At 61.6% G+C, this 23,620-nt stretch carries 27 protein-coding genes; 15 read left to right on the forward strand and 12 right to left on the reverse strand.

Annotated elements, in window-relative coordinates; all coding sequences use genetic code 11:
• Window positions 1-14: 14 nt before the first annotated feature.
• The 4 genes from LAC81_RS03525 to gstA all read right to left on the reverse strand — a co-directional run bounded on the left by LAC81_RS03525 (window position 15) and on the right by gstA (window position 3,502).
• Window positions 15-2,123: a S9 family peptidase gene (locus LAC81_RS03525; RefSeq protein WP_223726740.1), complete on the reverse strand. Its 2,109-nt coding sequence runs from the start codon at window positions 2,121-2,123 to the stop codon at window positions 15-17.
• A 149-nt stretch (window positions 2,124-2,272) separates the two neighbouring features.
• Complete coding sequence (locus tag LAC81_RS03530) at window positions 2,273-2,485, reverse strand: tautomerase family protein (protein ID WP_223726741.1); 213 nt, start codon at window positions 2,483-2,485, stop codon at window positions 2,273-2,275.
• 10 nt (window positions 2,486-2,495) lie between these two features.
• Entirely contained in the window at window positions 2,496-2,891 is a 396-nt protein-coding gene (locus LAC81_RS03535; protein ID WP_223726742.1) for a nuclear transport factor 2 family protein, read from the reverse strand.
• On the reverse strand, window positions 2,888-3,502 hold the full coding sequence (gene gstA, locus LAC81_RS03540; protein ID WP_223726743.1) for a glutathione transferase GstA: 615 nt from the start codon (window positions 3,500-3,502) through the stop codon (window positions 2,888-2,890). Before gstA ends, LAC81_RS03535 begins: the two co-directional genes overlap by 4 nt.
• A 136-nt stretch (window positions 3,503-3,638) precedes the next feature.
• Here gstA and LAC81_RS03545 point away from each other — a divergent pair, with 136 nt between their 5' ends.
• The gene (locus LAC81_RS03545) at window positions 3,639-4,049 is read left to right on the forward strand and encodes a winged helix-turn-helix transcriptional regulator (RefSeq protein WP_223726744.1); all 411 of its coding nucleotides are present in this window, start codon (window positions 3,639-3,641) and stop codon (window positions 4,047-4,049) included.
• Window positions 4,050-4,052: 3 nt separating this feature from the next.
• Here the strand turns inward: LAC81_RS03545 and LAC81_RS03550 are convergent, their stop codons facing one another.
• Window positions 4,053-4,973 (reverse strand): LysR family transcriptional regulator, encoded by a 921-nt coding sequence (locus LAC81_RS03550; protein WP_223726745.1) that lies wholly within the window; start codon window positions 4,971-4,973, stop codon window positions 4,053-4,055.
• A gap of 148 nt (window positions 4,974-5,121) precedes the next feature.
• On the opposite strand from LAC81_RS03550, the gene LAC81_RS03555 reads away from it, so the two are divergent.
• A complete protein-coding gene (locus tag LAC81_RS03555; protein ID WP_223726746.1) occupies window positions 5,122-5,394 on the forward strand; it encodes a DUF2798 domain-containing protein in 273 nt (90 codons plus the stop codon).
• A 170-nt stretch (window positions 5,395-5,564) separates the two neighbouring features.
• On the forward strand, window positions 5,565-6,323 hold the full coding sequence (locus LAC81_RS03560) for a class I SAM-dependent methyltransferase (protein WP_223726747.1): 759 nt from the start codon (window positions 5,565-5,567) through the stop codon (window positions 6,321-6,323).
• 54 nt (window positions 6,324-6,377) lie between these two features.
• Here LAC81_RS03560 and LAC81_RS03565 read toward each other — a convergent pair whose 3' ends face one another.
• Both LAC81_RS03565 and LAC81_RS03570 read right to left on the reverse strand, forming a co-directional pair.
• Window positions 6,378-8,537 carry an inverse autotransporter beta domain-containing protein gene (locus LAC81_RS03565; protein ID WP_223726748.1) on the reverse strand — a complete coding sequence of 720 codons (2,160 nt, stop codon included), beginning with the start codon at window positions 8,535-8,537 and terminating at the stop codon, window positions 6,378-6,380.
• Between the two features lie 221 nt (window positions 8,538-8,758).
• Complete coding sequence (locus LAC81_RS03570) at window positions 8,759-9,598, reverse strand: SDR family oxidoreductase (protein WP_223726749.1); 840 nt, start codon at window positions 9,596-9,598, stop codon at window positions 8,759-8,761.
• Between the two features lie 132 nt (window positions 9,599-9,730).
• Here LAC81_RS03570 and LAC81_RS03575 point away from each other — a divergent pair, with 132 nt between their 5' ends.
• Window positions 9,731-10,087: a winged helix-turn-helix transcriptional regulator gene (locus LAC81_RS03575; RefSeq protein WP_113538073.1), complete on the forward strand. Its 357-nt coding sequence runs from the start codon at window positions 9,731-9,733 to the stop codon at window positions 10,085-10,087.
• A gap of 60 nt (window positions 10,088-10,147) precedes the next feature.
• Here LAC81_RS03575 and LAC81_RS03580 read toward each other — a convergent pair whose 3' ends face one another.
• The gene (locus tag LAC81_RS03580) at window positions 10,148-11,011 is read right to left on the reverse strand and encodes a VOC family protein (protein ID WP_223726750.1); all 864 of its coding nucleotides are present in this window, start codon (window positions 11,009-11,011) and stop codon (window positions 10,148-10,150) included.
• Between the two features lie 304 nt (window positions 11,012-11,315).
• On the opposite strand from LAC81_RS03580, the gene LAC81_RS03585 reads away from it, so the two are divergent.
• The gene (locus LAC81_RS03585; RefSeq protein ID WP_223726751.1) at window positions 11,316-11,738 is read left to right on the forward strand and encodes a universal stress protein; all 423 of its coding nucleotides are present in this window, start codon (window positions 11,316-11,318) and stop codon (window positions 11,736-11,738) included.
• A 62-nt stretch (window positions 11,739-11,800) separates the two neighbouring features.
• Window positions 11,801-12,145: a TraR/DksA family transcriptional regulator gene (locus LAC81_RS03590; RefSeq protein ID WP_113537867.1), complete on the forward strand. Its 345-nt coding sequence runs from the start codon at window positions 11,801-11,803 to the stop codon at window positions 12,143-12,145.
• 46 nt (window positions 12,146-12,191) lie between these two features.
• On the opposite strand, the gene LAC81_RS03595 is transcribed toward LAC81_RS03590, so the two are convergent.
• Window positions 12,192-12,647 carry a GNAT family N-acetyltransferase gene (locus tag LAC81_RS03595; protein ID WP_223726752.1) on the reverse strand — a complete coding sequence of 152 codons (456 nt, stop codon included), beginning with the start codon at window positions 12,645-12,647 and terminating at the stop codon, window positions 12,192-12,194.
• A 238-nt stretch (window positions 12,648-12,885) separates the two neighbouring features.
• Here LAC81_RS03595 and trhA point away from each other — a divergent pair, with 238 nt between their 5' ends.
• A complete protein-coding gene (gene trhA, locus LAC81_RS03600; protein ID WP_223726753.1) occupies window positions 12,886-13,542 on the forward strand; it encodes a PAQR family membrane homeostasis protein TrhA in 657 nt (218 codons plus the stop codon).
• Between the two features lie 7 nt (window positions 13,543-13,549).
• On the opposite strand, the gene LAC81_RS03605 is transcribed toward trhA, so the two are convergent.
• The 3 genes from LAC81_RS03605 to LAC81_RS03615 form a co-directional block, all read right to left on the reverse strand.
• On the reverse strand, window positions 13,550-14,074 hold the full coding sequence (locus LAC81_RS03605; RefSeq protein WP_223726754.1) for a hypothetical protein: 525 nt from the start codon (window positions 14,072-14,074) through the stop codon (window positions 13,550-13,552).
• A 110-nt stretch (window positions 14,075-14,184) separates the two neighbouring features.
• Window positions 14,185-14,592 carry a peptide-methionine (R)-S-oxide reductase MsrB gene (gene msrB, locus LAC81_RS03610; protein ID WP_223726755.1) on the reverse strand — a complete coding sequence of 136 codons (408 nt, stop codon included), beginning with the start codon at window positions 14,590-14,592 and terminating at the stop codon, window positions 14,185-14,187.
• Window positions 14,593-14,688: 96 nt separating this feature from the next.
• Entirely contained in the window at window positions 14,689-16,281 is a 1,593-nt protein-coding gene (locus tag LAC81_RS03615) for an EAL domain-containing protein (RefSeq protein WP_223726756.1), read from the reverse strand.
• A gap of 461 nt (window positions 16,282-16,742) precedes the next feature.
• Here LAC81_RS03615 and LAC81_RS03620 point away from each other — a divergent pair, with 461 nt between their 5' ends.
• From LAC81_RS03620 to mucR, 8 genes are all read left to right on the forward strand, one after another.
• Window positions 16,743-19,103 (forward strand): putative monovalent cation/H+ antiporter subunit A, encoded by a 2,361-nt coding sequence (locus tag LAC81_RS03620; RefSeq protein ID WP_223726757.1) that lies wholly within the window; start codon window positions 16,743-16,745, stop codon window positions 19,101-19,103.
• Window positions 19,100-19,519, forward strand: a complete 420-nt coding sequence (locus LAC81_RS03625; RefSeq protein WP_223726758.1) for a Na(+)/H(+) antiporter subunit B — start codon at window positions 19,100-19,102, stop codon at window positions 19,517-19,519. The genes LAC81_RS03620 and LAC81_RS03625 overlap by 4 nt, the downstream gene beginning before the upstream one ends.
• Window positions 19,519-19,896 carry a Na+/H+ antiporter subunit C gene (locus LAC81_RS03630; protein WP_223726759.1) on the forward strand — a complete coding sequence of 126 codons (378 nt, stop codon included), beginning with the start codon at window positions 19,519-19,521 and terminating at the stop codon, window positions 19,894-19,896. Before LAC81_RS03625 ends, LAC81_RS03630 begins: the two co-directional genes overlap by 1 nt.
• A 7-nt stretch (window positions 19,897-19,903) precedes the next feature.
• A complete protein-coding gene (locus LAC81_RS03635; RefSeq protein WP_223726760.1) occupies window positions 19,904-21,466 on the forward strand; it encodes a Na+/H+ antiporter subunit D in 1,563 nt (520 codons plus the stop codon).
• Entirely contained in the window at window positions 21,463-21,939 is a 477-nt protein-coding gene (locus tag LAC81_RS03640) for a Na+/H+ antiporter subunit E (RefSeq protein ID WP_223726761.1), read from the forward strand. The genes LAC81_RS03635 and LAC81_RS03640 overlap by 4 nt, the downstream gene beginning before the upstream one ends.
• The gene (locus tag LAC81_RS03645) at window positions 21,936-22,319 is read left to right on the forward strand and encodes a cation:proton antiporter (protein WP_223726762.1); all 384 of its coding nucleotides are present in this window, start codon (window positions 21,936-21,938) and stop codon (window positions 22,317-22,319) included. The genes LAC81_RS03640 and LAC81_RS03645 overlap by 4 nt, the downstream gene beginning before the upstream one ends.
• Window positions 22,316-22,675, forward strand: coding sequence for a monovalent cation/H(+) antiporter subunit G (mnhG, locus tag LAC81_RS03650; protein ID WP_223726763.1), 360 nt, complete (start codon window positions 22,316-22,318; stop codon window positions 22,673-22,675). The genes LAC81_RS03645 and mnhG overlap by 4 nt, the downstream gene beginning before the upstream one ends.
• A gap of 402 nt (window positions 22,676-23,077) precedes the next feature.
• Window positions 23,078-23,509 carry an exopolysaccharide biosynthesis transcriptional regulator MucR gene (mucR, locus tag LAC81_RS03655; protein WP_043620098.1) on the forward strand — a complete coding sequence of 144 codons (432 nt, stop codon included), beginning with the start codon at window positions 23,078-23,080 and terminating at the stop codon, window positions 23,507-23,509.
• The last annotated feature ends 111 nt before the right edge of the window (window positions 23,510-23,620 follow it).

A 23,620-nucleotide genomic window follows, 5' to 3' on the forward strand; every position in this document is an offset into this window, starting at 1 on the left:
TCATCCAGCTCCAGTTACATCTTGCCGGCGACCTTGATCGCGAAGGCATATTCGAAGGCGATCTCTTCGAGCCGCTGGAAGCGGCCGGAGGCGCCGCCGTGGCCCGCATCCATGTTGGTCTTCATCAGGATCGGCGCGCTGCCCGTCGTCTTCTCACGCAGCCGCGCGACCCATTTTGCCGGCTCCCAATAGGTGACGCGCGGATCGGTAAGGCCGCCGAGTGCAAGGATCGCCGGATAGGATTTGGCGTCGACATTGTCGTAGGGCGAGTAGCCGGCGATGATGTCGTAGAATTCGCGGCTTTCGATCGGGTTGCCCCATTCCGGCCACTCCGGCGGGGTCAGCGGCAGCGTGTCGTCGAGCATGGTGTTGAGCACGTCGACGAAGGGCACGGCCGCGATGATGCCCGTGAATTTCTCCGGAGCCATGTTGGCGATCGCCCCCATCAGCATGCCGCCGGCCGAACCGCCCTCGGCGACGATCTTTGCGTAGGACGTGAACTTCTGTTGATTCAGATAGTCAGCGGCGGCGATGAAATCCTTGAAGGTGTTGGTCTTCTTGGCCATCTTGCCGTCTTCGTACCAGGCAAAGCCACGGTCCTTGCCGCCGCGGATATGGGCAATCGCATAGACGAAGCCGCGGTCGGCGAGCGACAGGCAATTGGTGTTGAAGCCGGCGGGAATGGTGATGCCATAGGCGCCATAGCCGTAGAGCAGGCAGGGAGCAGAACCATCGAGTGGCGTGTCCTTGCGATAGAGCAGTGTCACCGGCACTTCGGTACCGTCCCAGGATGGCGCGAAGACGCGGCGGGTCACGTAGTCGTCCGGGTTGTGGCCGGAGGGCACTTCCTGGGTCTTGAGCAGCGTGCGCTCGCGCGTTGCCATGTCGTAGTCGAAAAGCTGCGACGGCGTCGTCATCGATGAATAGGAAAACCGGATGACGTCGGTGTCGTATTCGGCAGCACCGGAAAGACCGAGCGAATAGGCTTCTTCCGCAAAGGCGATCGCATGTTCCTCGCCGGTCTTCCGGTCGCGAATGACGATCTCCGGCAGTCCTTCGCGCCGCTGCAGCCAGACGAGATGGCGGGCATAGGCCATGTGGCTGAGGATAAGCGTACCGGACTTGTGCGGCACGATCTCGCGCCAATTCTCCTTGCCCGGTGCATTGACCGGCGCTTCCACGATCTTGAAATCCTTGGCGCCGTCGGCGTTGGTCAGGATGTAGAAGACGTCGCCGCCTTCGGTCATAGAATATTCAAGCCCGACGACACGTTCGGCAACGAGCTTCGGCTCGGCCGTGAGGTCGCTGGTCGAAAGCAGCCGATACTCGCTGGTCTCGTGATCATGGATGTCGATGTAGATGAAGTCGTCGAGCAGCGAGCCGCCGACCGACATGAAGAAGCCCGGGTCCTCTTCCTCGTAGACCAGCCGGTCTTCGGCCTGGGCTGTGCCGAGCACGTGGTGGAAGATCTTCGAAGGGCGATGGTTGTCGTCGAGCACGGTATAGAAGAAGCTCTTGCCGTCGGGCGCCCAGGCGCCGCCACCGCCGGTGTTCTCGATCACATCGGCCATGTCCTCGCCGGTTGAGAGATCGCGAACCCGCAGCGTGAAATATTCCGAACCCTTGTCGTCATAGCCCCAGATGCCGATGCTGTGGTCGGTCGAATGGTCGAGGCCGGCAAGACGGAAATAGGCCTTGCCCTCGGCTTCCTTGTCGCCGTCGAGCAGGAGTTGGCGGATCGTCTCGTCCTTGTGGTCGCCGTCACGCGGAATGCGGAAGTAGCGCGGCTGTTCGCCGCCGGTAACATAGGCATGGCCATAGGCGAAGGGGCCATCCTTGACCGGGATCGAGCTGTCGTCTTCCTTGATCCGGCCGCGCATCTCGGCAAACAGCGTCTTCTGCAGCGCCTTGGTGTCGTCCATCGCCGCATTCATATAGGCGTTTTCGGCTTCGAGATGCTTGCGGATTTCCGGGTCGAGGATGGACGGATCGCGGAACATCGCCTGCCAGTTGTCCGCGCGCAGCCAGGCGTAGTCGTCGGTGCGGGCAATGCCGTGGCGCGTGTCGCTCACCGGCTTCTTTGCAGCGACGGGAGCTTGGGGGAGGTTGCTGAATACGGACAAGATGCGTCTCCGGGATCAATGCGGCGGGAGACAATGAGATAGAGAGCCTGCCGATGGGGATCAAGCGCAAAGGCGGTCGCCGGACGCGCGTTCGTCGTCCGGCGACCGGGTTGCCTCTTCCCTGTTTGCGGGGAGAGGGCTTGTCCTTCCTACGACTTGGTCCTGACCCGGCGTCGATATTCTGCGACCGGCAGTCCGCCGACGCCCCAGTCTTCCAGCGCCACTTCGTCGATCACCACGAAGGTGCTGGCCGGATCCTTGGCGAGCACCGTCGCAAGCAGGTCGGTCACACCCTTGATCAGGGCGGCCTTCTGTTCGGCGGTCGCTCCTTCGCGAGTGATCTTGATGTTCACGTAGGGCATTCAGTTCTCCTCATGTGGAAGGTTTGAGGTCGTAGTGGAAGACCTTTGCGATGATCTGCCAGCGGCCGTCGACGAAGACGAGCGACAGGAGATCGGTGAAGGCCCTCTCGCCGATGGCGCACTGGACCTTGGCGATTGCCGTCACCGGCCCGGCGAATTCGACGGAAAGGATCCGGTCTGCGCGTTCCTCGCCTCGGCTTTCGGGCGAAGGGCGCTTGTCGACGATCGGAAAGTACCTGTCCATATCGAGTTCGAGCAAGGTGCCATCCGTCGCTGTGGCGTAGAGTGCCTTCGGGTGGAAAACCTGCCTGAGGATGCTGGTGTCGCTTCGGTAGAGCCCGTCGAAGTATCGCTGCAGCACCTCGATGATGGCCGAGAATTGCGGATCATTCGGTGTGCTGCTCATGCCGCGATCAACCCCTCGGCCTGCATCGCGGCGCGTACCGCCGGCCGCTCGCCGATCCTCTTCATGTAGGCAGTGAGATGCGGCCAGGGCTCAAGCGAAACACCGGTGACGCTGCCCCAGTTGACGACGGTGAAGAGATAGGCGTCGGCAACCGAGAAGGTCTCGCCGAGCAGATGGGGGCGCCCGTCGCAAAGCAGGCTTTCGACATTGCCGAAGCGCTTCGCCACCTGGGCCGCGGCCGCATCCTTCGCCTCTGCGCTCGCCGTCTTGCTGAACAGTGGCGAGAATGCCTTGTGCAATTCGGACGAGATGAAGTTCAACTGTTCGTGCAGGCGGGTGCGCTCCAGCGTGCCGTTGGCCGGTGCGAGCTTTGCTGCCGGAAAGCGATCTGCGATGTATTGCACGACCGCTGCACCTTCGGTGACGACATCGCCGCTCTCCAGCACCAGCGCGGGCACGTAACCCTTTGGGTTGATGGCCTTGAAATCGGCGCCGGTTTCCGTGCGGTGTGTCGCGGTGTCGACCTTGACGATCTCGAAGTCGGCGCCCGCTTCGCGCAGGCTGATATGGGGAGAAAGCGAGCAGGCGCCGGGGGCGTAGTAAAGCTTCATGACCAAGTTCCTTGCTGAAATCATCGTCTCCTATCGAAGACGTGGGAACCTAAGCGCAAGCGATAACCTTTGTATATCAGATAACCTTATGTTACCTCCTTTTCCGGTTTCCCGACGGTAACTGGAAAATTTGCCCATGAGCTTGAAAGTCCGGAAAAATCGGGCTGCGGCCTTGCCGCCCACCTGCCCGGTCGGCGAATGCATGGTGTTGCTCGGCGGCGCCTGGACGCCGAACATCCTCTGGTCCTTGAGCGCCGGACCGCGCCGTTTCAGCGAACTCAGGATCGATGTTCCCGGCATTTCGGCAAAGGTCCTGAGCACGCGGCTGAAGGAGCTCGAGGAAAAGGGTGCGATCGACAGACGGATCGTCCCGACTTCGCCGCCCTCGGTGGAGTATAGCCTGAGCGAACTCGGTCTGGAGTTCATTCCGGCGATCCATGCCATCGTCGAAGTCGGCCATCGGCTGAAGCAGCGGCGCGAAGCTGAGCGGCTCCGTAGCGAAGTCGCGCACGGGAATGCGGTACCCGCGGCGGTCGCTGGCGTTTGACGCCTACCAGCGTCCCTTCAACGATTGCACGGCGTGCTCGATGAAGGCTCTGACTTTCGGAGTCTCGGCCTGGCGGTCGGCAAAGCAGGCGTAGAAGTCGAAAGGTTCGTGGTCGGTATTGGCCACGCCTTCGCGCGGCACGCCGCCGAAGAGCGGCACCACCAGTCCCTGCTCGATCAGCGGTGCTGCGATAAAGGCGCCAAGACGGGTGATGCCGGCGCCGGCGATCGCCATTTCCGCGAGCGTGTCGATGTCGTTGCTGACAATCGTCGCTTTCAGTTCCGGTTCGAAGCGCAGGCCGTCGCGGTTGAACGCCCAGCGAAAGATGCGACCGTGCCCGGCATAGCGATAGACAAGGCAATCGTGGTGGACGAGATCTTCGGGCCGTTGCGGCCGGCCGCGTCGCTCCAGATAGGATGGCGCGGCGCAGATGATCATCGGCACGGAAGCGAGCTTGCGGGCAATCAGGCCCTGTTCGAGTTGCAGGCCGAAGCGCACACTGATGTCGATGCCTTCGCCGATATGGTCGATTTCCCGGTCGGTGACGACGAGTTCGATCGAGACATCGGGATACCGCGCGGCGAAGGACGGCACGAGCGGAGCCACGACATGGCGGCCGAAGGCGACCGATGAGGCGATCTTGAGCTGTCCGCGCGGCTCAGTGCTGAGCGCGGAGACGGCTGCGGCCGCTAGTTCCAATTCGTGCACGATACCGCGCACCCGCTCGTAATAGATCCGGCCGCTCTCGGTCAGGCCAAGCTGGCGCGTGGTGCGGCTCAGCAGCCGGCTGCCAAGTGACCGCTCCAGCCGCGCGATGTTCTGGCTTGCTGATGCAGGCGTGATCCCCAGCTTGCGCGCGGCCGCGGCGATGCTGCCCTCTTCGACGCTTCTGACGAAACTCTCCACTCCGCGCAGCGTGTCCATAATGTCATCCATCGAATGTTTGTGAATATTCGATGGTTTTGCCTATCTCTGACGGAGGTTGCAACCGCCTACCTCGCCGACGCGTGATCCGTATAGTGCGGCCCGAAGCGAGGGGATGGTCCCCTCGGTCATTTCAGGAGAGTTTCTGATGGAAGATACACTGTCCGCTCCGCGGCTCGCGCGCAGCCGCAAGCTGCCGCCGCGCACGGCGCCCATCGCCTTCGCCTTCTTCATGTCGGCGATCATGGCGTTCTTGATGTGCTGCGTCATCGTCGGCGCCAACACCGGCATCGATGCCGGGTATCCGGCCCGCGTGATCGGCTCCTACCTGCTCGCCATGCCCGTCGCCTTCGTTTGCGTGTTGCTCGTCCGCCCGCTAGTCGCAAGGCTCGTTGGCGCCGTCTGCCGTCTGCCCGGTTGAGCAGAGCACCGTCCCGGAAAGCCGGGACGGGCTGCCCGATGCATCGCCTTGCGGATCAACGGACGGAGCCGCGATAATCCGTCGGCGTGGCTGGCAAACAACATCTCCCGTTCATGTGCTCCTGTATAAAGCGGCACGTTGCTTTGGTTTTGATCGGGAGCAGGGGTATCGTGAACAATACATATGGCAGACTTGCCTCTCATGTTTATAATTTAGACAAATATATTGGAAAGTCCTTCGGCGACGTAGAATACTATCGGGCGCGGCTCGAAGGCTGTGCCGGGCCGATCCTTGAGCCTGCGGTCGGCAACGGCCGGGCGCTGATCCCATTGCTGGAAGCCGGCTTCGATGTGTGCGGGTTCGACGCCTCAGAAGACATGCTCGATTACTGCCGGGCCCAATGTGCCGAGCGCGGGTTTGCCCCGGCATTGTCGCGCCAGACCTTCGAGAGCTTTACCTACCAGCAGCGCTTCGATGCGATCGTCGTTCCGGCCGGCTCCCTGCAATTGATCGGCCATCATGCGGTGGCGAGCGCGGTGCTGAGACGTTTCCACGATCATCTGGCGCCTGCCGGACGTTTGATCTTCGATCTCTATCCGAACGACATGGTCGCGGACCTGCAACCCAATATCCGAAGCTGGCAGACGGAGACGGGCGACCTGCTGACGTTGAACAGCCAGCGGGTAAAGACGGACATCATCGGCCAGACGACGGTATCGCACCTGCGCTACGACCTCTGGCAAGTGGGGAGGCTGGTATCGAGCGAGCTCGAGTTCTTCACCATGCGCTGGTGGGGTGTTCAGGAAATGGTGCTCACGCTGCAGGCCGCCGGCTTCGTCGATATCGTCGTTACCGGCGACTATGCATTTGGCCGCGCGCCGCAACACGGTGACCATGTCGTCACCTTCGAGTGCCAGCGATCGGGTTAATCCGAGTGAACGTCGGAGAAGTCACGCCCGGTTTCCCGGGCGTGACTTGCGTCCTTAGCGGCAACGCGTGGCGGCGTTGCCCTGGTCAAGCTTGGTGCCGTTGACGGTCAACACGGAGCCCGGCGGCTGGGTGATCGTTCCGGCCGACCAGCCGTTGTCGAGCAGGCAATCCTTCGGCGTGTTGGTGACGCTGACATTGCCCTTGATGTCCTCGGCCGGGCCCGAGAAGTAGAGGCCTGCCTTGCCGGCCTTGTCGACCGTCATGTTGTTCAGCACGATGTTGCTGACTGGCCCGCCCAGGAACGCGTAGTCGCTACCGTAGATATAGGCGCCGTAGGTGCCGGCATTGGTGATGGCGACGTCAGTAAGCGAGATCCCCGAGACCGGGTTGAAGAAGATGCTGGCATTGCGCGTGCCGTCGACCTTCAAGCCCTTCACGTTCACATTGGTGGTGGTGGCATCGAGGTTCGGGCTCGAAATCAGCATCAGGCCGTTGATGCCGCCCATGAGCCGCATGTCGTTGATCGCGACGTTGGAGGTGCCCTGCAGCACGACCAGATCCATGTCGCGGTCCTGCTTGGAATTGTCGATGGTCACGCGGTCGAGCTTGACGTCCTTGCCGGCGACCAGCAGCACGCCTTCGCGGCGGGAGTTGTTGATCGTGACATTGTCGAGCGTGACGTTTTCCGTACCGGTGACCAGTTCATATTCGGTACGGCTGATCTTCTCGAATTCGCCACCGGCAAAGACGCCATAGGTCACCTTGTCGATCGCGGTGTCGCGCACCGTCACGTCGCGGCTGCCGACGGAGCTGATGGCCGCAAAGGGCGCCTTGTTCGGATTGTAGACCGAGAATTCGCAACTCGTGTTGTTTTCACAAATAAAGAGGTCGTGGATGCGGCTGTCCTGAACAAGCGCGCCGTCGACCCGCGCGAAGCGAATGCCGTCATGGTTGGTGGCTGAAATGTCGACGTTGTCGACCGTCAGGTTCGCTGCATCGGTTGCCGAGATGCCGGCGAGGCCGCCGTGGACGGTAAGCGACGAGATGGTGCTGCCTGACGCCATGGCGATGACGTCCTGGGCCGGGTTGTAGCCGGTGATGGTGGTGGCAGCACCCTGGTTGACGAAGGTCGCCGTCGCGCCGCTTCTTGCACCGCGCACCGCAAGCGCGCCGCCTCCGCCGAGAAGCGTCTGGCCGTTCCGGAGGGCCAGTGTCCGGTCGAGGCCGAAGTCGCCGTCGGCAAGGATCAGCGCGTTCGTACCCGCCGAACCGATCAGCGCGTTGATGGCATCGGCATCGCCGGAGGCCGAGGAGACGGTGACCACGCGGCCGGCGTCACGACCGCTGTCGGCGAACTGCGCCGCTTCGATGTCACCGGTCGCGCCGGCATGAGTGCGGATCCCGACCGTGCGCTCGACGCGCTGCGTCATCGGGTCGAAGGCATCGTTGGCTGAGCCGGTCGCGCCGAACGGGATGCGCAGCCGCGCCATGACTGCGCCCTTCAGCTTGTCCTCGTTGTCATAGGTACCGGTGACACCGAGCGACACGGTCGAGCCCTCGGAGAGACCTGGCAGATCGGCAAAGGTCAATTCCGCGCGCAGCTTTGCGCCGAACATGTCGTCGAGGTTGCGGCCGCCATACCAGTAGCTGCCGCCGAAGACCTTGAGCTGAACCTTGGAGTCTCCCTCGAACACCGGCAGCCGGCCACCGATTTCAGCGTCGATGCCGCGCCGCGCCCTTTCCTTGCCTTCCTGGACGACAAGCACGTGGTCGCGCACATAGGCAGTGTTGAAGGCGTTCAGCGTCTTCGCGTCGGTCAGCGGCAGGTAGAAGTTGCTGCGCATTTCGAGGTCGCCGCTCAATGCCTCCATGCCGAAGGACAACTGGCTGAACGAATTGCCGTTGCTGCTTTTCAGGTAGTCGTAGTAGCCGTAGGCACCGATGATCCACTGGTCATTGGCACGGAAGCGATAGCCCGCGCCGATCGAGCCCTGGCGGACGGAATCATTGGCAATCGTTCCGCGTGTATCGATGAAGATCGCGTTGCCCGAATCGAGCACGAAGGGCAGGAAGAAGCCGCCGCTCGCACCCGAGCCGCCGCTGAAGAACCCACCTTCGATTTCCGCCTGCGGACGGAAGTCGACGGCCAGGGACGGGCTGGAAAGCAAGGTGCTGCTTGCCAGGGCAGCGATAAAAATATTATTATTTTTCATATCATTAACTCCGCATGTATGCGGCCCGGGCGAGGCCGCTTGGCCATGCGGTTAAAATATATGAATAGAAGACTCAAGTTTATTGATGGACGATCGCACAACTATCCAGCGGCGTGTTGACGCAGGCAGATGGGCGTGGGGTGTTCGCAACATTAAGGAATGTCTCATTCGCCATCGGAGCCGCCCGCCAGTCGGCGGGCGGCTCGATAGGAGAGGCCGGCTTAGGCCTTGAGTGCTGCTACGTTTTCCTTGGCATAGGTTTCCAGGCTGCGCGGCTCATGGCCGGTTAGCGTCTTCACGTCGCCGGTCGGCTGTGCCACCCAGCCCTCGCGCACCGGATGGAAGATAGAGGCAAGAAAGCGCGCATAGTCCGCCGGCACGCCTGCGCCCGTCAAAATGCCGACGAAGGTGTCGTCGTCAACGGGCGTATACGCAATCGGTTTGCCGATGACGCGCGACACGATGGCGGCGGCCTCGCCATAGCTCAACGCTTCCGGACCGGTGAGGTTGAAGGCGCGCCCGTTAAAGGCATCGCTGGTCAATGCGGCCACGGCGCTTGCGGCGATATCGCGGGTGTCGATGAAGCTCGTCTTGCCCTCGGCTGCCGGCACCGCAATCGCGCCATGGCGGATACCCTCGATCCAGTAGGTCTGGAAGTTGTCGGAGAACCAGTTGGGGCGAAGGATGACGTAGGGCGCGCCAGTTTTTTCGAGCTGTAGTTCAAGCTGGCGATAGGGGATCTTGTCATCCGCATCGACGCCGATGACGGTCATCAGCACGATCTTGATGCCGCGCGCCGCAACCGCTGTAACGATCGGGCCAAGAAGGCCCAGTGGGTCGAGGTAACCCCCGGGCGTCAGAACGAACAGGCGGTCGACGCCTTCGAGCGCCGGGCCAAAGCTCGCGGCATCCTCGTAGTCGAAGGCGACGGCTTCCGCACCGTCAACGGCTGTCGCCTTGCGGGACGCGGCCTTGACCGTCTCACCACGCACGACCAGCGCTTGCACCACCTTGCTGCCGATCGTTCCGTTTGCCCCGAGAACCAGAATCTTGCCTGCCATCATTATGCTCCTTAGTATCCAAGTGAAACCACATTGCGAATGGATACTAGATATAAACGGAGAAAAATGCTGTAAAGGAGGCAGTTTTTGGTGACATGGTTTCCGACCGGAAACTGCCGTGTGGAGCGCTTGATGGAATACGACGTCTATATCCAGACCTGTCCGACGCGTTTGGTGCTTGATCGGCTTGCCGACAAATGGGCGGTGCTGGTGCTCGGCAAGCTTGATGAACAGCCGGTCCGTTTCAACCAGCTGAAGCGTGAGATCGACGGCATTTCACAAAAGGTGCTGTCACAGGTCTTGAAGAAGCTGGAGCGCGATGGTCTCGTCAGCCGCAGCGTCTTTGCCACAGTGCCCGTAACCGTTGAATACGCGATCACGCCGCTTGGCCGCACGCTGACGTCGACGGTCGCCGCCCTGACGCGCTGGGCCGAAGACAACATCGAAGCGGTGCTGCAGGCACAGCAAAAATACGACCGCAGCGCCTGAGGCGGTTGCGGCCGATGAGTTGCCGCAAACATCATTCGTTAGCGGGCCGGGAGAGAGGGGTCAGGCGACCAGCTTGAGGCCGATGCCCCAGGGGTCGATGAGTCTGTAGCTATCGCCGGCGCGGTTCACAGCGATTTCCAGCGCATCGAGCTTGGCAAGGGCGGCCGCGCGTTCAGCCGGATCCTTGTACTGGATCGTGTAGTCCGAAAGCCCGGTCATATGGCCCTCACGCTTCGGTGCATTGCGCGAGTTCCAGATATTGGCGGCGACGTGATGATGGTATTTGCCCGAGCCGAAGAAGCTCGCGCCCGGATAACGTGCCATCAGCCCCAGACCCAGCACATCGCGGAAGAACGCGTCGGCCTGCGGAATATCGGAGACCTGCAGATGGATGTGGCCGATGGCGGTACCGTCAGCCATGCCGTCCCAATTGTCCTTGGGCGCTTCGTCATAGAGCGCCTGGAGATTGAGCGGCAACGTATCCATGCCGACGGTGCCGTCGGGCTTGAAGCTCCATTCCGAGCGCGGCCGGTCGCGATAGACTTCGATGCCGTTGCCTTCGGGATCGGCGAGATAGATTGCTTCGCTGACCAGATGGTCGGAAGCGCCCTGCAGCCTGATGTTGTTGTGCGCGGCATGGGCGAGCCAACGGCCAAGCTCCTCACGGTTCGGCACCAGAAAAGCGTTGTGGAAGAGACCCGGCGCATTGCGCGGTGCCCTTGCAGCGTTGCCTTCGGTTGTCAGGCTGAGGAGCGGGCGTCCGGCAACGCCGAGCGTCTCGCCGCTCTTGCTCGTTTCGATCGGCTTCAAGCCCATGATCTTCTGGTACCAGGCCGAGACGACTGGCAGGTCCTGGACGACCAGATGCGCGTGGTCGACATGCGCCGGCATGGCAAGGGCGTGGTCGGTCGGGATATCCGTCATGTCTGCCTCCTTGGCGTCGAAACCGCAGCCGGTCAGCCGGCTCAGTTTCGGTGAAACTGTTGCTCGGAATATGGGCCGGCTCGTCCGTTCACGGAAGCCCGTCAGTCGCTTGATGTTGTGTTCGATGAGCGTTGACAGTGGATGCCGTCGCCCTACCTCACCTTGAGTAGGGTCACGCGAGCGCGGCGCTTTCGATTTGATTTCAATCAAAGCCGGGAAAGCTGTCGAGGCGCAATCTCCAGACGAGGGATTGGCCCGCCACATCTGGCGCTGCGATCCGTGAGGGCAACAGAAGGAGTACAGCATGTACAAGAAGATCATCGTCCCGATTGCAATGGATCAGCTTGAGCACGGCGAATCCGTGCTGGGTATCGCTGAGAAGCTGATCGACGAAGGGGGCGAGATTGTCCTGCTCAATGTCGTCGAGGATCTGAATGCCTATGCGCAAGGCTACATGATCGTCGATTTCCCGTTGGAGATGGTCGAAGAATCCCGCAAGCAGGCAAAGAAGACGCTCGAGGATCTCAAGGCCAAGCATGGGATCAACGGCCGGGTCGAAATTCGCACCGGTGGTGCTGCCGGCACCATCAACGCCCTTGCGAGCGAAGAGAACGCCGATCTGGTGATCATCGCCTCTCATCGGCCAGGCCTCATCGACTATTTCATCGGATCGACCGCAAGCCGGGTGGTCAGCCATTGCCCTTGCGCCGTACTCGTCGACCGGTAACCTGCCAACAATAAGAGCGGCTGCGGCGCGATCATGTGCCGCCACCGCCGAGGAGTCTTCAGATGGACAAGTTTGCGCTTGACGACTTTCGCAACCGCCTCACCCACCGCAAGCAGGAACTGCAGGGGCGGCTGGTCAAGATCGAGCATGATCTCGATGAGCCCATGAACGCCGATGTGCCGGATCGTGTGACCGAACGCGAGGGCGATGAGGTTCTGGAAGGTCTCGGTCTGGCAGGCCAGGAGGAGATCCGCGCCATCGACGCAGCACTCGACCGGATTGCCGCTGGCACCTTCGGCACCTGTGTCCGCTGCGGCCTGCCGATTTCGTCAGCGCGTCTGCAGGCCGTTCCTCATGCACCGCTCTGTCAGGAATGTGCGGCCGAGGTGGCCCGCGGCGCAAGGTGAGCCTTCGAACGATCGCCGCTACTTCATCCGCGGCGACCTCGGGGCATTATCCGAGCTCCAGCTTCAGTCTCGGCAAGAAGCGGCCGGGGATTACCGTCGATGCGATCACGCCGTCGTCGACGGCCCCCATGCGGCGATAGAAGTCGGCCGCGCCCGGATCGGCGTCGATCGCCATGACCGTGGCGCCACGGTTGAGTGCCGCTTCGACACACCAGCCAAAAAGGCGACGGCCAACGCCCGCCGAACGGGCGTCCGGATCGATGAAGAGCTTGTCGAGTTCAGCGACGCGGCCATCGAAACGGACCTGGGCCAGGCCAAGGATCCGGTCACCGTCGACGGCGATCTGCAGATCCGAATCCTTCCAGTCTTCGGCCGTCAGCGTCAACGCCGGACGGCATGCCTCCAGGAAGGCGGCATCGTATCCCCACACGGCTTTCGATCGCAGACAAAGGTCGCTGAGTGCAGCGGCCTGTTCCGGCTGAGGGACGTGCAAGGCTGGCATGGTTTTCCTCCCGATGGCATCGCGTGCGGGTGCATGTGGTCATCGCGGAGCCTGCGAACAAGGCCCTTACGCACTTTGCCGACGTGTCATGGAATTGTTGTAATGCGTTGCAAAAGTTGATGCTTTCGCCACGGCACCACATCTTTGCGGCGGCTCGGCGCTGTGGCAGGATGACGGTGAGGGCGCGAAAGCTATGAGTGCGCCGCAGAAAAAGACAGAGACCCGGGAGAGGGATGGCGTGGAGTTTGCTGGCGTCAAATGGAACTATGATCGCTCGGAACTGATTGCCGACGGTATCGTGCATGGCATTGGTCTTGCTGCTGCACTCGTCGGCGTCACGGCGCTGATATTCTATGCGACGCTTTGGAGCACGAGCGGTCAGCTTGCAGCGGCGGCCGTCTACGGGGCAGGGCTGCTTGCGACGCTGTCGATCTCGTTTCTCTACAATCTCTATCCCATTTCGCGGACGAAATGGTTCCTGCGTCGCTTCGACCATTCCTCGATCTTCATCCTGATCGCGGCGACATACACGCCGTTCCTGCAGCGTGGCCTGGACGACCCGTTCCTTTTCGTGATGCTGATCGGCATCTGGGCGATCGCTGCCCTCGGCGTTGCGATCAAATGTCTTTTTCCCGGCCGGTTCGATCGGTTGGCGATTCTACTTTATCTCGCCATGGGGTGGAGCGGCATACTCGCCGTCGGACCACTCCTGTCGGCGTTGACGGCAACGACGCTGGTGCTGATCCTGATCGGCGGCATCATCTATTCCGCCGGTGTGATTTTCCATGTCTGGGAAAAGCTGCGCTTCCAGAATGCGATCTGGCACGGCTTCGTCGTGACCGGCGCGGCCGTACACTATTCGGCTGTGCTCACCTGCTTCAGCGCCGCATCCTGAGCCAGGATCAGTTTGGCGCTTCCCCTGCAACCGCGGCGATGGGTGGATGCTGGCAGCCCTCCGAGGGCCTGAGGGCTTCCGCCATGCGTGAGATCACGCCGTCGAAACTGGTGAGGCGGCTCTTGCGGTATTGCAGGCGGAAGTAGGCGGCGCTGCCGTCGCAGAGCGCAATGGCGCGCGTATAGAACACTTCCTCGCCACGCACGCCGGAAAAGCTTGCCCAGGCCGCGGTCACTCGCGAATAGGCGATCCGCCAACTGCCATCGCGTTCGACGCCGATACGTTCGTTGACGTCGGTCTCGAAGTCGCCATCCAGCAATGTGCTGCCGAAAACCGAGAGGGTGGCGCCATTGTCGTTGGCTTGGAAACTCGCGCCGTCGCCGTTGTCGCCTTGGCTTTGCAGCTCGAAGCCAGGCGGAATGTCGAGCACGTAGCCGAAACGCGCATTGGCATAGGATATCCAATCATCGGCGGCCGCAGCGCTCAGGGCCGACGAGAGCAGAAGCGTGAGTGCTGTCAGACTGCGCAGCATGCGGACCTCCTCTCGCTTGCTCGACCCAAAGTCTAGATAGCGCGGTTGCGGCGCGGGGCCTGTTCCTAGTGGAACAGCGGGCCCCATGCCACTCCTTCCGCGCGTCAGTGTCAATCCTCGGTAAACGTCATCGCGTGGCCATTGAGGCAGTAGCGAAGCCCAGTCGGTGGTGGGCCGTCCGGAAAGACGTGACCGAGATGCGCGTCGCAGTCGGCACAACGGATTTCCGTGCGCACCATGAAGTGCGAGCGATCCTCGATCTCGCGGATCGCCTGGTCGTCGATTGCCGCGAAATAGCTCGGCCAACCGCAGCCGGAATCGAACTTCGTATCCGAGCGGAAGAGGGCTCGGCCGCAGCAGACGCATTCATAGGTGCCGGTCTGCTTGTTGTTGAGGAAAGGACCGGTGAACGGACGCTCGGTACCCTGCTGCCGGGTGACGCGGTATTGTTCTGGCGAGAGCATGGCCCGCCATTCCGCGTCGGTCTTTACCACCCTGGGCGTCTTTACGTTCGTCATGGAGATCTCCTGTCGTTGCGGCGACTATATAGGAACGGCACAGGAAGGGTGCAATTCAAGTAGGCGTCTGCGCCTCAAGGTCGACGGGGCGTGACGTCAGGCGATCTCGCGGCGGATTACCGCTGGCCCGGCGCCGCGCTGGCGCTTGCTGTTGTTATAAAAGGCGATGAACTCGGCGGCCGGCAGCGCCTTGGAAAAAAGCCAGCCCTGGCCGTATTGCACGCCGCGCTCGATCAGATAGTCGGCCTGTTCCTGTCGTTCGATACCCTCGGCGACGATGTGGAGATCGAGCGATTTGGCGATGTCGATGATGTGCGGCGTGATCGAGCTGGTGGCGGAGTCCGTGCCGATCGTGTCGATGAAGGACTTGTCGATCTTCAGCGCATCGAGCGGCAGTTCCTGCAGATATTGCAGGCTCGAGTAGCCGGTGCCGAAGTCGTCGATCGCTACCGAGTGTCCGCGCCGGCGAGCCTCCTCGATCGTCGCGCGGGCCGATTTCACGTCCATGAAGCCGCGCTCGGTCGCTTCGAGCCAGATCTGCTGGGGCAGTATGCCGGTGCTTTTCAGTGCCGTGTCCATCATCGGCAGGATGCGCCCCGATTTGATGTCATCGGCGGCGAGATTGACGGCGATGTGCAACGAGCGGTCCGCAAGAAGGACGGTCCTGAGCTCCGCGATCATGGCGTAGATGACTTGGTCGGTGATTTCTTCAATCAGACCGTTCTCCTCCGCCAGCGGGATGAACAGGTCGGGGCGGACCATCTGCCCATCGGGACGCCGCCAGCGCACAAGCGCTTCCGCGCCGACGCAGATGCCGGATTTCAACTCGATAAGCGGCTGATAGTGGACGACGAATTCGCGCCGCTGCACGGCGATCGAAAGTTCGCCAAGCGGCGAAAGCCGGCGCCGCGACAGCCAGACGACGAGACCGACCATCAGCGCTGCGACCAGCGCGCCGGCCGGGAGCAGCAGCAGTCGTTCCCGGTCCATGTCGTTGAGGATGGCGATACTGGGGGCACTCGCAACCGCAATCCAGTTCGATCCCCTGGAGGTTGCAAACAGATCCTCCGCGTCCTTGCCCGTCTTCGGAAGGTCGGCGAGCCGCGCCGTGAGCGACGCATGCGGCTCGTTCAGCGTGCTGACGACGATGCCGGTCCTGGTGGCAACGGCAATTCGTGTGCCGGGCTCGGCGATAACGTCGACGAAGCGGACCGGATTCGTCAGCGCAGTGTAGGATCGGTCACGGAACGCCGTCATGGCGATGCCGGTGCTGATCGTCGGATAGGTCCGCGCGATCACTTCGATGCCGTTGTTGGTGGTAAAGTCGGCCGGCGGTGAGCGGACGAGATGACGAGGCGGGGCGCCCCAGGAGGTACATCTCAACAGTCCGTTCTCGAAGTAACCAATATCTTCGATGGCAGCCGTATTGACGACCAGGGAGCGCATGGCAGAGACATGTGCTTCCGCGCATGCCGGCATGCCGAACCGATTGGCCGTTTTCAGCGCGCGTGTGGCCTCCTTCAGCGCCGAATCGGCCCGCATGACTGCGGAATCGGCAAGACGGGCCAGTTGCGCCTGCTCGCTGCGCACCGCGATCGACCAGGAAAGATAATAGGCAGCCAGCATCGGCAGGATCGCGCCGAGTGCAGCCAGGATACCGGCGATGACGACTATGCGAGATCGTTCCAAGCAGGCCTCGCCCGTGATCGTTGTGGTCTTCAGTGCATGCTGCCTGCGCCAGAAAGACGGTCGATGAACCGGAGCCCGGCGGCGCGCAAATATCGTCGAAGGTAGGCGTTACGAGCAGTCGCTGGTGTCGCGGGATAAGGTGATCCGGGCTTCGCATTATTTTGAATTGAAGAAGCCTTTACCTACAACTACCACGTCTTATTGTCCCAATTCTAGGACGTTCGATCCTGCTGCGACGGCAACTGAATATTTTGCTAACAGCGCTTTAATTGTCGTCGGTCGACGCCGCATGAAATGAACGAATCTGATAGTGCATGGACTGTTGCTTGCGTTCTGTCGCGGCGACTTATCGGCACATAACGTCGATTTTATCTGGATAAGGCTTGAGGCGCCATAGCCCTTCTTTTATGTCGGGTGTTCGATTGATTGTACGGTGAAATATAAAGGAGCAGGCCTGGACGATGGATGTTGCGGCCCTCACATTTCTGGCTCTCGCACTCCCTTTCGTCGGGGCATTGGTCGCGCCGCTGCTCACGCGCCTCCTCGGCCATAACGCGGCCTGGGTGCTCGCACTCTTTCCAGCCGCCATTGTCCTGCATTTCACCCGCTTCTGGCCGGAAGTGGCCAAAGGCGAGGTGGTCACCGGCGGTTATGCCTGGATCCCGTCGTTCAATGTCAGCTTTTCCTGGCTGATCGACGGTCTGTCGTTGACCTTCGTCCTGTTGATCGCCGGTATCGGCATGCTGATCGTGCTCTATTCCGGCGGCTACCTGAAAGGCCATCCGCAGCAGGGGCGGTTCTTCTCGTTCATCCTGATGTTCATGGGGGCGATGCTCGGAGTTGTCGTCTCCGACAGCTTCCTGATGCTGTTCGTCTTCTGGGAACTGACCTCGATTACCTCGTCCCTGCTGATCGGCTTCGACCATTCGCGCGAAGCGGCAAGGCGCGCAGCCCTTCAGGCACTGGTCGTGACAGGAGGAGGGGGGCTGTTCCTGCTCGCCGGTCTGCTGATCATCTGGAACGTCAGCGGTGTCACCCAGCTTTCGCTGCTCGCGGCCTTTGGCGCAGAGATGCGCGAGAGCCCGTTCTATCTGGCCGCGCTCCTGCTTGTCCTCGGTGGCGCCTTCACCAAGTCGGCGCAGTTCCCCTTCCACTTCTGGCTGCCGAACGCGATGGAAGCGCCGACGCCCGTTTCGGCCTACCTGCATTCGGCGACGATGGTGAAGGCCGGCGTCTATCTGTTGATGCGGCTCAATCCCGTGCTCGGCGGCACGCCCGAATGGCAGATCCTTCTGCCGCTCTTCGGTGGCGCCACGCTCGTCATAGGTGCTGCTCTTGCCTGCCGCCAGAGCGACCTGAAGCTGATGCTCGCCTATACGACCATGGCCTCGCTCGGCCTGTTGATCATGCTGACCGGCCTCGGCGTTCCGCATGCGATTGAAGCGGGGGTGCTCTATCTGGTGGCGCATTCTCTGTTCAAGGGCGCCCTTTTCATGGTCGCCGGCATCATTGATCATGAGACAGGCACGCGCGACGTGACCAGACTTGGGGGCTTGCGCTCCGCCATGCCGCTTACTTTCGTCATTGCGCTTGCAGCCGCATTTTCGATGGGCGGGCTTTTCCCTTTCTTCGGCTTCATCGCCAAGGAGGAAATCTACTATGCGCTCTCGGGCTTCGACCGCCGCTCCATGGTCTTTGCGGCAATCGCGATCCTTGGCAATGCGTTGATGTTTGCGGTGGCATTTGCCGTTGCCCTGAAGCCCTTCATCGGTGCGAAGGTCGAGACGCCGAAAGCGCCGCACGAGGCTCCCTTGCTGCTCTGGCTCGGGCCGGCGCTGCTTGCCGCCATGGGGCTTTCCGCCGCCCTGCTTTCGGGGCTGACCCACGAACTCGTCTCGACGCCGATGGCATCGGCGATATCAGGCGAACCGCGGACGGTCACGATATCCGTCGTTCCGCATGTCGGGGTGCCCCTGGCCATGTCGATCGCGACCGTGTTGATCGGCATCGTTTTCTACCTGAAGCTCGATCGCCTGCGGGCCTTCATGGCGACGATCCTTGCCGATATCGGCTGGGGGCCGGATCGCGGCTTTGACCAGTTCATCCGCGGGCTCGTTCGTTTCTCCGTCGCGCTGACGCGCCGGCTGCAGTCCGGCCGCCTCGACGTCTACATGACCGCGACCTTCATCCTCGTCGCCTTCGTGCTGCTGGTCGTGCCGCTATCCTATGGCGAACTGCCGCGCGCGCCGTTCTTCGCGCCCGACGTGCCGCTGCACGAGCTTGCGATCATGGCAATTGCCGTCATCGGTCTCGTTGCCGTCGTTCTCGCGCCCGACCGGCTGACGGCAATCGTCTCGCTCGGTATCCAGGGCTTTGCCGTTGCCGTCATCTTCCTGCTCTACGGCGCGCCGGACCTTGCCTTCACCCAATTCATGATCGAGACGCTGTCAGTCGTCGTTCTGGCGCTGGTGATGACGCGGCTCAGGCTTTCGCCCTCCGACCACCGACCCTTCGCCCAGAAGGTTCCGGATTTCGCCATCGCACTTGCCTGCGGCCTCGGTTTCGGCCTGATGCTGCTGAAGGCGACGGGGGTTCCCTTTGACGTCACGCTGACGGAATTCTTCAATCTCTATTCGAAATCGATCGCGCATGGCGCAAATGTGGTGAATGTCATCATCGTCGATTTCCGTGGCACGGACACGCTGGGTGAAATCGCCGTGGTGATGGTCACCGGCCTCGCGATCCTCTCGCTCGTTCGCCTGCGGGCCGGTTCGCTCCGCCGTATCGCCGACAACGATCCGGATGCGGAGGATCGTGCATGAGATCGGTGATCTTCCGGGCCGTCGCGCCGTTTCTGACCAGCCTGATGGTGCTGTTTTCGATCTTCGTGCTGCTGCGCGGTCACAATGAGCCCGGCGGCGGCTTCATCGGCGGCCTGATCGCAGTCTCCGCGCTAGCGATCTACGGCATTGCCTGCGGCGTCGAGACCGTGCGCCGCGCCATCTATTTCCACCCGATGGCGATTGCCGGCGCGGGGCTCTTCGCAGCGACAGCCGCTGGCCTGATCTCGATTGCCGCCCGGGTTCCCTTCATGACCGGTCTCTGGATCTATCCCGCGGTTCTCGGCCTGGAAGTCCCGCTCTCGACAGTGATGCTGTTTGATTGCGGCGTCTATCTCGTCGTCGTCGGGGCGATCAGCTCGATAGCGCTGTCGCTCGAAGAGCGGGGAGGCGAGTGATGGAAGCCTGGTTCGCCCTGCTCGTCGGCATCTTCTTCACGGTCGCCGTCTATCTGCTGTTGTCGAAATCCATCATCCGGGTGCTGCTTGGTGTTGCCATTCTCGGCAATGCGGTCAACCTGTTGATCTTCACCGGGGGGCGGCTGACACGCGGCGTGCCGCCCGTCATTCCGGGCCATCAGGATGCGCTCACGGGACCGGCAGCAAACGCTCTGCCGCAAGCCCTGATCCTGACGGCGATCGTCATCTCCTTCTCCTTCTTCGCTTTCCTGCTGGTTCTGGCCTGGCGCGCCTACGAGGAGCTGCAAACCGACAATACCGACGAGATGCGCGTCGCCGAGCCGAAGGACGAGCCGGCTCCGCCGCTTGGATACTGACCGACCCATGGCCGCTTCTACCGCTTCCCCCGCAGATCTTTCCGCAGCACTCGTTCTCGAGCCCGTCGCCTCTGCCGATTGGCTGGCGATCCTGCCGGTTGCCTGGTGTCTTGCAATCGGAGCGCTGCTCGTGATGCTGCGTCGGAAGATCGACTGGCACCCTTACATCGCCGTCCTTGGCCTCGCCGGGCTCGTTGTCGTCGACGTTCTCCTGCTGCGGCACGTGATCGCGAGCGGTCCGGTAACAATGGTGATGGGACGCTGGCTGCCTCCGTTCGGCATCGCGTTTACGGTCGATCTGACGGGCGCTCTCTTTGCGCTCACCGCCTCGGTGGTGGCGCTTGCCGGCGGGGTCTATTCGCTCGCCGACATCAATGACAGCGGCCGGCGCTACGGCTTCTACCCGTTCCTGATGTTGCTGATGGCGGGTGTCTCCGGCGCCTTCCTGACGGGTGACATCTTCAATCTCTATGTCTGGTTCGAGGTACTGCTGATCTCGTCCTTCGGCCTGATCGTGCTCGGCTCCGAGCGCGAGCAGATCGACGGCGCGGTGAAATACGGCTTCCTCAATCTGGTCGCGACCACGCTGTTCCTGATCACCACCGGCTATCTCTACGCGAGCTTCGGCACGCTCAACATGGCCGATATCGCGCGCAAGGCGGAGGGCCTCCGCGGCACGGCGCCTTTGATGACATTGACGGCGCTGTTCGTACTTGCCTTCGGCATGAAGGCGGCGGCCTTCCCGGTCAATTTCTGGCTGCCGGCCTCCTATCACACGCCGCGCGTGGTGGTGTCGGCGCTCTTCGCCGGCCTGCTCACCAAAGTCGGCATCTATGCCCTGATCCGCGTGACCGTCATGCTCTTGCCGCTCCAGCGCGAGGAACTGAGCTTCGTTATTGCCCTTGCCGGCGCTTTGACCATGCTCGTTGGCGTATTCGGAGCGCTGGCACAGTCGGATTTCCGCCGCATGCTCGGTTATCTCGTGATCTCGGGCATCGGTTCGATCCTTGCCGGCATCGCCGTCGGTGGACCGGGCGGCATCGGCGGCGCGATCTTCTACGCGCTGCACTCGATGCTCGTGATGACGGCGCTCTACTTCGCGTCGGGCGTCGCGGCCAGGCTCGGCGGCAGCTTCTCGCTTTCGTCGCTTGCAGGCCTTTATCGCCGCCACGCCGGTTTTGCGGCGCTGACGCTCATGCTTGCCTTTGCCGTTTCCGGCCTGCCGCCATTCTCCGGCTTCTGGCCGAAGGTGATGCTGGTTAAAGCGGCACTCGATATCGGCGCCTGGTGGCTGGCGGCAGCCCTGCTTCTTACCGGCTTCCTGACGACCGTCGTTACAGGACGTTTCTTCCTGCTGGCCTATGGGCGCAATGCGGCGGCCGGGGACGGCGCAACGGCATCTGGGAGGATCTCGCCCGCCGCGCTCCTGCCGCTCGCCGCATTGACCGTGCTGGCCCTGGCGATTGGTCTCTACCCGGAGCCGCTTCTTGCGACCATTCAAAGTGCTGCGTCCGGGCTTGCCGAGCCCTCGGCATACCTGAACTCGGTTTTCCCGGGAGGTGGCCCGTGACCAAGTTCCTGACCATCAACCTGGTATTCACGGCGATTTGGGGGGCGATCAGCGCCAGCTTCTCGCCGGCCAATCTGATCCTCGGTTTTGCCGTCGGAGCGCTGTCTCTATGGCTGATCCGGCGCGAGCTCCAGCCCGTCGCCTATCCGGTGCGCCCGCTCAAGCTTTTCTTGCTGACGGCCTTGTTCTTCAAGGAGCTGGCTATTTCGGCCACCAAGGTCGCGCTCATGGTCATCCAGCCGAAGATGAAGCTGAAGCCCGGCATCTTTGCCTATCCCCTGACGGTCAAGAGCGATTTCGAAATCGCGTTGCTCGCCAATCTCATCACGTTGACGCCTGGGACCTTGTCGGTCGACGTTTCCGACGACCGCCGCACGCTCTACGTCCATGCGCTCGATTGCGCCGATCCGGGCAGCCTCAGGCGCGACATCGCCAATGGCTTTGAACGGCGGATAAAGGAGGCTTTCGAATGAGCCTGCCAGACCAGATCGAAGCCCTCGCTACGGGCTTTGCACTTATCGCGCTGTCTGTTGCACTACTGATTACTGTCTGGCGCATCATTCGCGGTCCGACCTTGCCGGATCGCGTGCTCGGTCTCGACATGCTGGTGGCGATCGCCATCGGTCTGATTGCCGTCGTCGCGATCCGCACCGGCTTCAACCTCTACATCGATATTGCCATCGCCCTCGGCCTCGTCGGTTTCCTTGCGACGGTCGCCTTTGCCCGCTTCATTCTGGCTCGTGGTCTTTCGCCGGAGACAGCAAACGCCGAGCGCGGCCTGGCGGAGGCAAAGCGCGGGCCCGCGCCGCGGTCCGATGCGATGCGCCGCAAGCGCAAGGGAGGGCGCCGGTGAACCCTGTCCTGGATGTCGTCATTGCTGTGCTGGTTGCAGCTCTGTTGATCGTCGGCGCAATCTTTTCGCTGCTTGCGGCGATCGGTATCGTTCGTTTTCCCGACCTCTACACACGCATGCATGCGGCTTCGAAGGCCGGAACTATAGGTTCGGGCCTGTTGCTGCTGGCCGCGGGCGTGCATTCTTTGGATCCGGCAATATTGATTCGCGCGCTCGCGGGCTTCTTTTTCTTTGTTCTGACTGCCCCAATTTCGGCTCATCTCTTGGCAAAGGCGGCACATCAGGCCGGCTACAAACTTACGAAACTGTCAGTCGTAGATCAGCTTTCACAAAAGGAAGAGCCACATCGCCGCTGATCGATGACATTTCTGAATCTGTATTTCAGAACTTTGCGATGCAGTGTGGCCATTTTAGCAATTTGGAGATAAACTTGCTAAGTATCGGCAAATTTATGTTTGGACATTTCACGCATCGATGTTAATCGAGTAAATGTAAAGTGTCGTCGTGGAAAATACTTTGATCTGAAATTCCAGCTTGAGTTGTGAATGTTGGTTGTTGCTTTGAGAGTTCGGTCGTCCCGGTGACTCGGCAGCAGGTTTCGTAATCAGAATTCCTACTCTTGATATCGCGGACGGCGTTTGTCCTTGCCGCGTTTGATGGTCCATCCCAAGGCAGCGAAGGCTTCCTGGCGGCTCTTGCAAGCGTTCCTCCCCCGAGACGCCGTCTCGGGTTGTGCTGAAGTCCGATAGGAGAAAGAAATGACTGAAACAGCGCTTGGCGCGAGCCATGAACTTCTGGTTGAACTGACGGCGGAAATTGTTGCCGCATACGTCAGCAATCATGTGGTTCCCGTCGCCGAGCTTCCCACGCTGATCGCAGATGTGCACTCGGCGCTCAACAACACCGCGGCGCCGGCGCCGGTCGTCATCCCGGTTGAAAAGCCGAAGCCGGCTGTCTCCGTCCGCAAGTCCGTTCAGGATGACCAGATCACCTGCCTTGAGTGTGGCGGTACCTTCAAGTCGCTTAAGCGCCACCTGATGACCCACCACAATCTGTCGCCGGAAGAATATCGCGAAAAGTGGGACCTGCCGACCGACTACCCGATGGTCGCGCCCGCTTATGCGGAAGCACGCTCGCGTCTTGCCAAGGAAATGGGCCTCGGCCAGCGTCGCAAGCGTCGCGGCAAGTAAGACTTCAACCGTCCGGTGAAGCGGCTGTTGCTGCGATTTGCCTGACGGTATCTGGTTTGATCACAAAGGGCCGGGCCTGAGCGTCCGGCTCTTGTGTTTTTGCCGTCAGCA

Origin of the sequence: Ensifer adhaerens, assembly GCF_020035535.1 — a bacterium.
Classification (GTDB): Bacteria; Pseudomonadota; Alphaproteobacteria; order Rhizobiales; family Rhizobiaceae; genus Ensifer.

Coding starts and splice junctions, on each gene's coding strand:
- LAC81_RS03575 (WP_113538073.1), top strand. CDS start 9,731: ATGGAATACGACGTCTATATCCAGACCTGTCCGACGCGTTTGGTGCTT.
- LAC81_RS03645 (WP_223726762.1), top strand. CDS start 21,936: ATGAGCCTGCCAGACCAGATCGAAGCCCTCGCTACGGGCTTTGCACTT.
- LAC81_RS03625 (WP_223726758.1), top strand. CDS start 19,100: ATGAGATCGGTGATCTTCCGGGCCGTCGCGCCGTTTCTGACCAGCCTG.
- mucR (WP_043620098.1), top strand. CDS start 23,078: ATGACTGAAACAGCGCTTGGCGCGAGCCATGAACTTCTGGTTGAACTG.
- LAC81_RS03580 (WP_223726750.1), bottom strand. CDS start 11,011: ATGACGGATATCCCGACCGACCACGCCCTTGCCATGCCGGCGCATGTC.
- gstA (WP_223726743.1), bottom strand. CDS start 3,502: ATGAAGCTTTACTACGCCCCCGGCGCCTGCTCGCTTTCTCCCCATATC.
- LAC81_RS03535 (WP_223726742.1), bottom strand. CDS start 2,891: ATGAGCAGCACACCGAATGATCCGCAATTCTCGGCCATCATCGAGGTG.
- LAC81_RS03555 (WP_223726746.1), top strand. CDS start 5,122: ATGGAAGATACACTGTCCGCTCCGCGGCTCGCGCGCAGCCGCAAGCTG.
- LAC81_RS03590 (WP_113537867.1), top strand. CDS start 11,801: ATGGACAAGTTTGCGCTTGACGACTTTCGCAACCGCCTCACCCACCGC.
- LAC81_RS03605 (WP_223726754.1), bottom strand. CDS start 14,074: ATGCTGCGCAGTCTGACAGCACTCACGCTTCTGCTCTCGTCGGCCCTG.
- LAC81_RS03635 (WP_223726760.1), top strand. CDS start 19,904: ATGGCCGCTTCTACCGCTTCCCCCGCAGATCTTTCCGCAGCACTCGTT.
- LAC81_RS03585 (WP_223726751.1), top strand. CDS start 11,316: ATGTACAAGAAGATCATCGTCCCGATTGCAATGGATCAGCTTGAGCAC.
- LAC81_RS03530 (WP_223726741.1), bottom strand. CDS start 2,485: ATGCCCTACGTGAACATCAAGATCACTCGCGAAGGAGCGACCGCCGAA.
- LAC81_RS03620 (WP_223726757.1), top strand. CDS start 16,743: ATGGATGTTGCGGCCCTCACATTTCTGGCTCTCGCACTCCCTTTCGTC.
- LAC81_RS03565 (WP_223726748.1), bottom strand. CDS start 8,537: ATGAAAAATAATAATATTTTTATCGCTGCCCTGGCAAGCAGCACCTTG.
- LAC81_RS03630 (WP_223726759.1), top strand. CDS start 19,519: ATGGAAGCCTGGTTCGCCCTGCTCGTCGGCATCTTCTTCACGGTCGCC.
- msrB (WP_223726755.1), bottom strand. CDS start 14,592: ATGACGAACGTAAAGACGCCCAGGGTGGTAAAGACCGACGCGGAATGG.
- LAC81_RS03595 (WP_223726752.1), bottom strand. CDS start 12,647: ATGCCAGCCTTGCACGTCCCTCAGCCGGAACAGGCCGCTGCACTCAGC.
- LAC81_RS03550 (WP_223726745.1), bottom strand. CDS start 4,973: ATGGACACGCTGCGCGGAGTGGAGAGTTTCGTCAGAAGCGTCGAAGAG.
- LAC81_RS03545 (WP_223726744.1), top strand. CDS start 3,639: ATGAGCTTGAAAGTCCGGAAAAATCGGGCTGCGGCCTTGCCGCCCACC.
- LAC81_RS03570 (WP_223726749.1), bottom strand. CDS start 9,598: ATGGCAGGCAAGATTCTGGTTCTCGGGGCAAACGGAACGATCGGCAGC.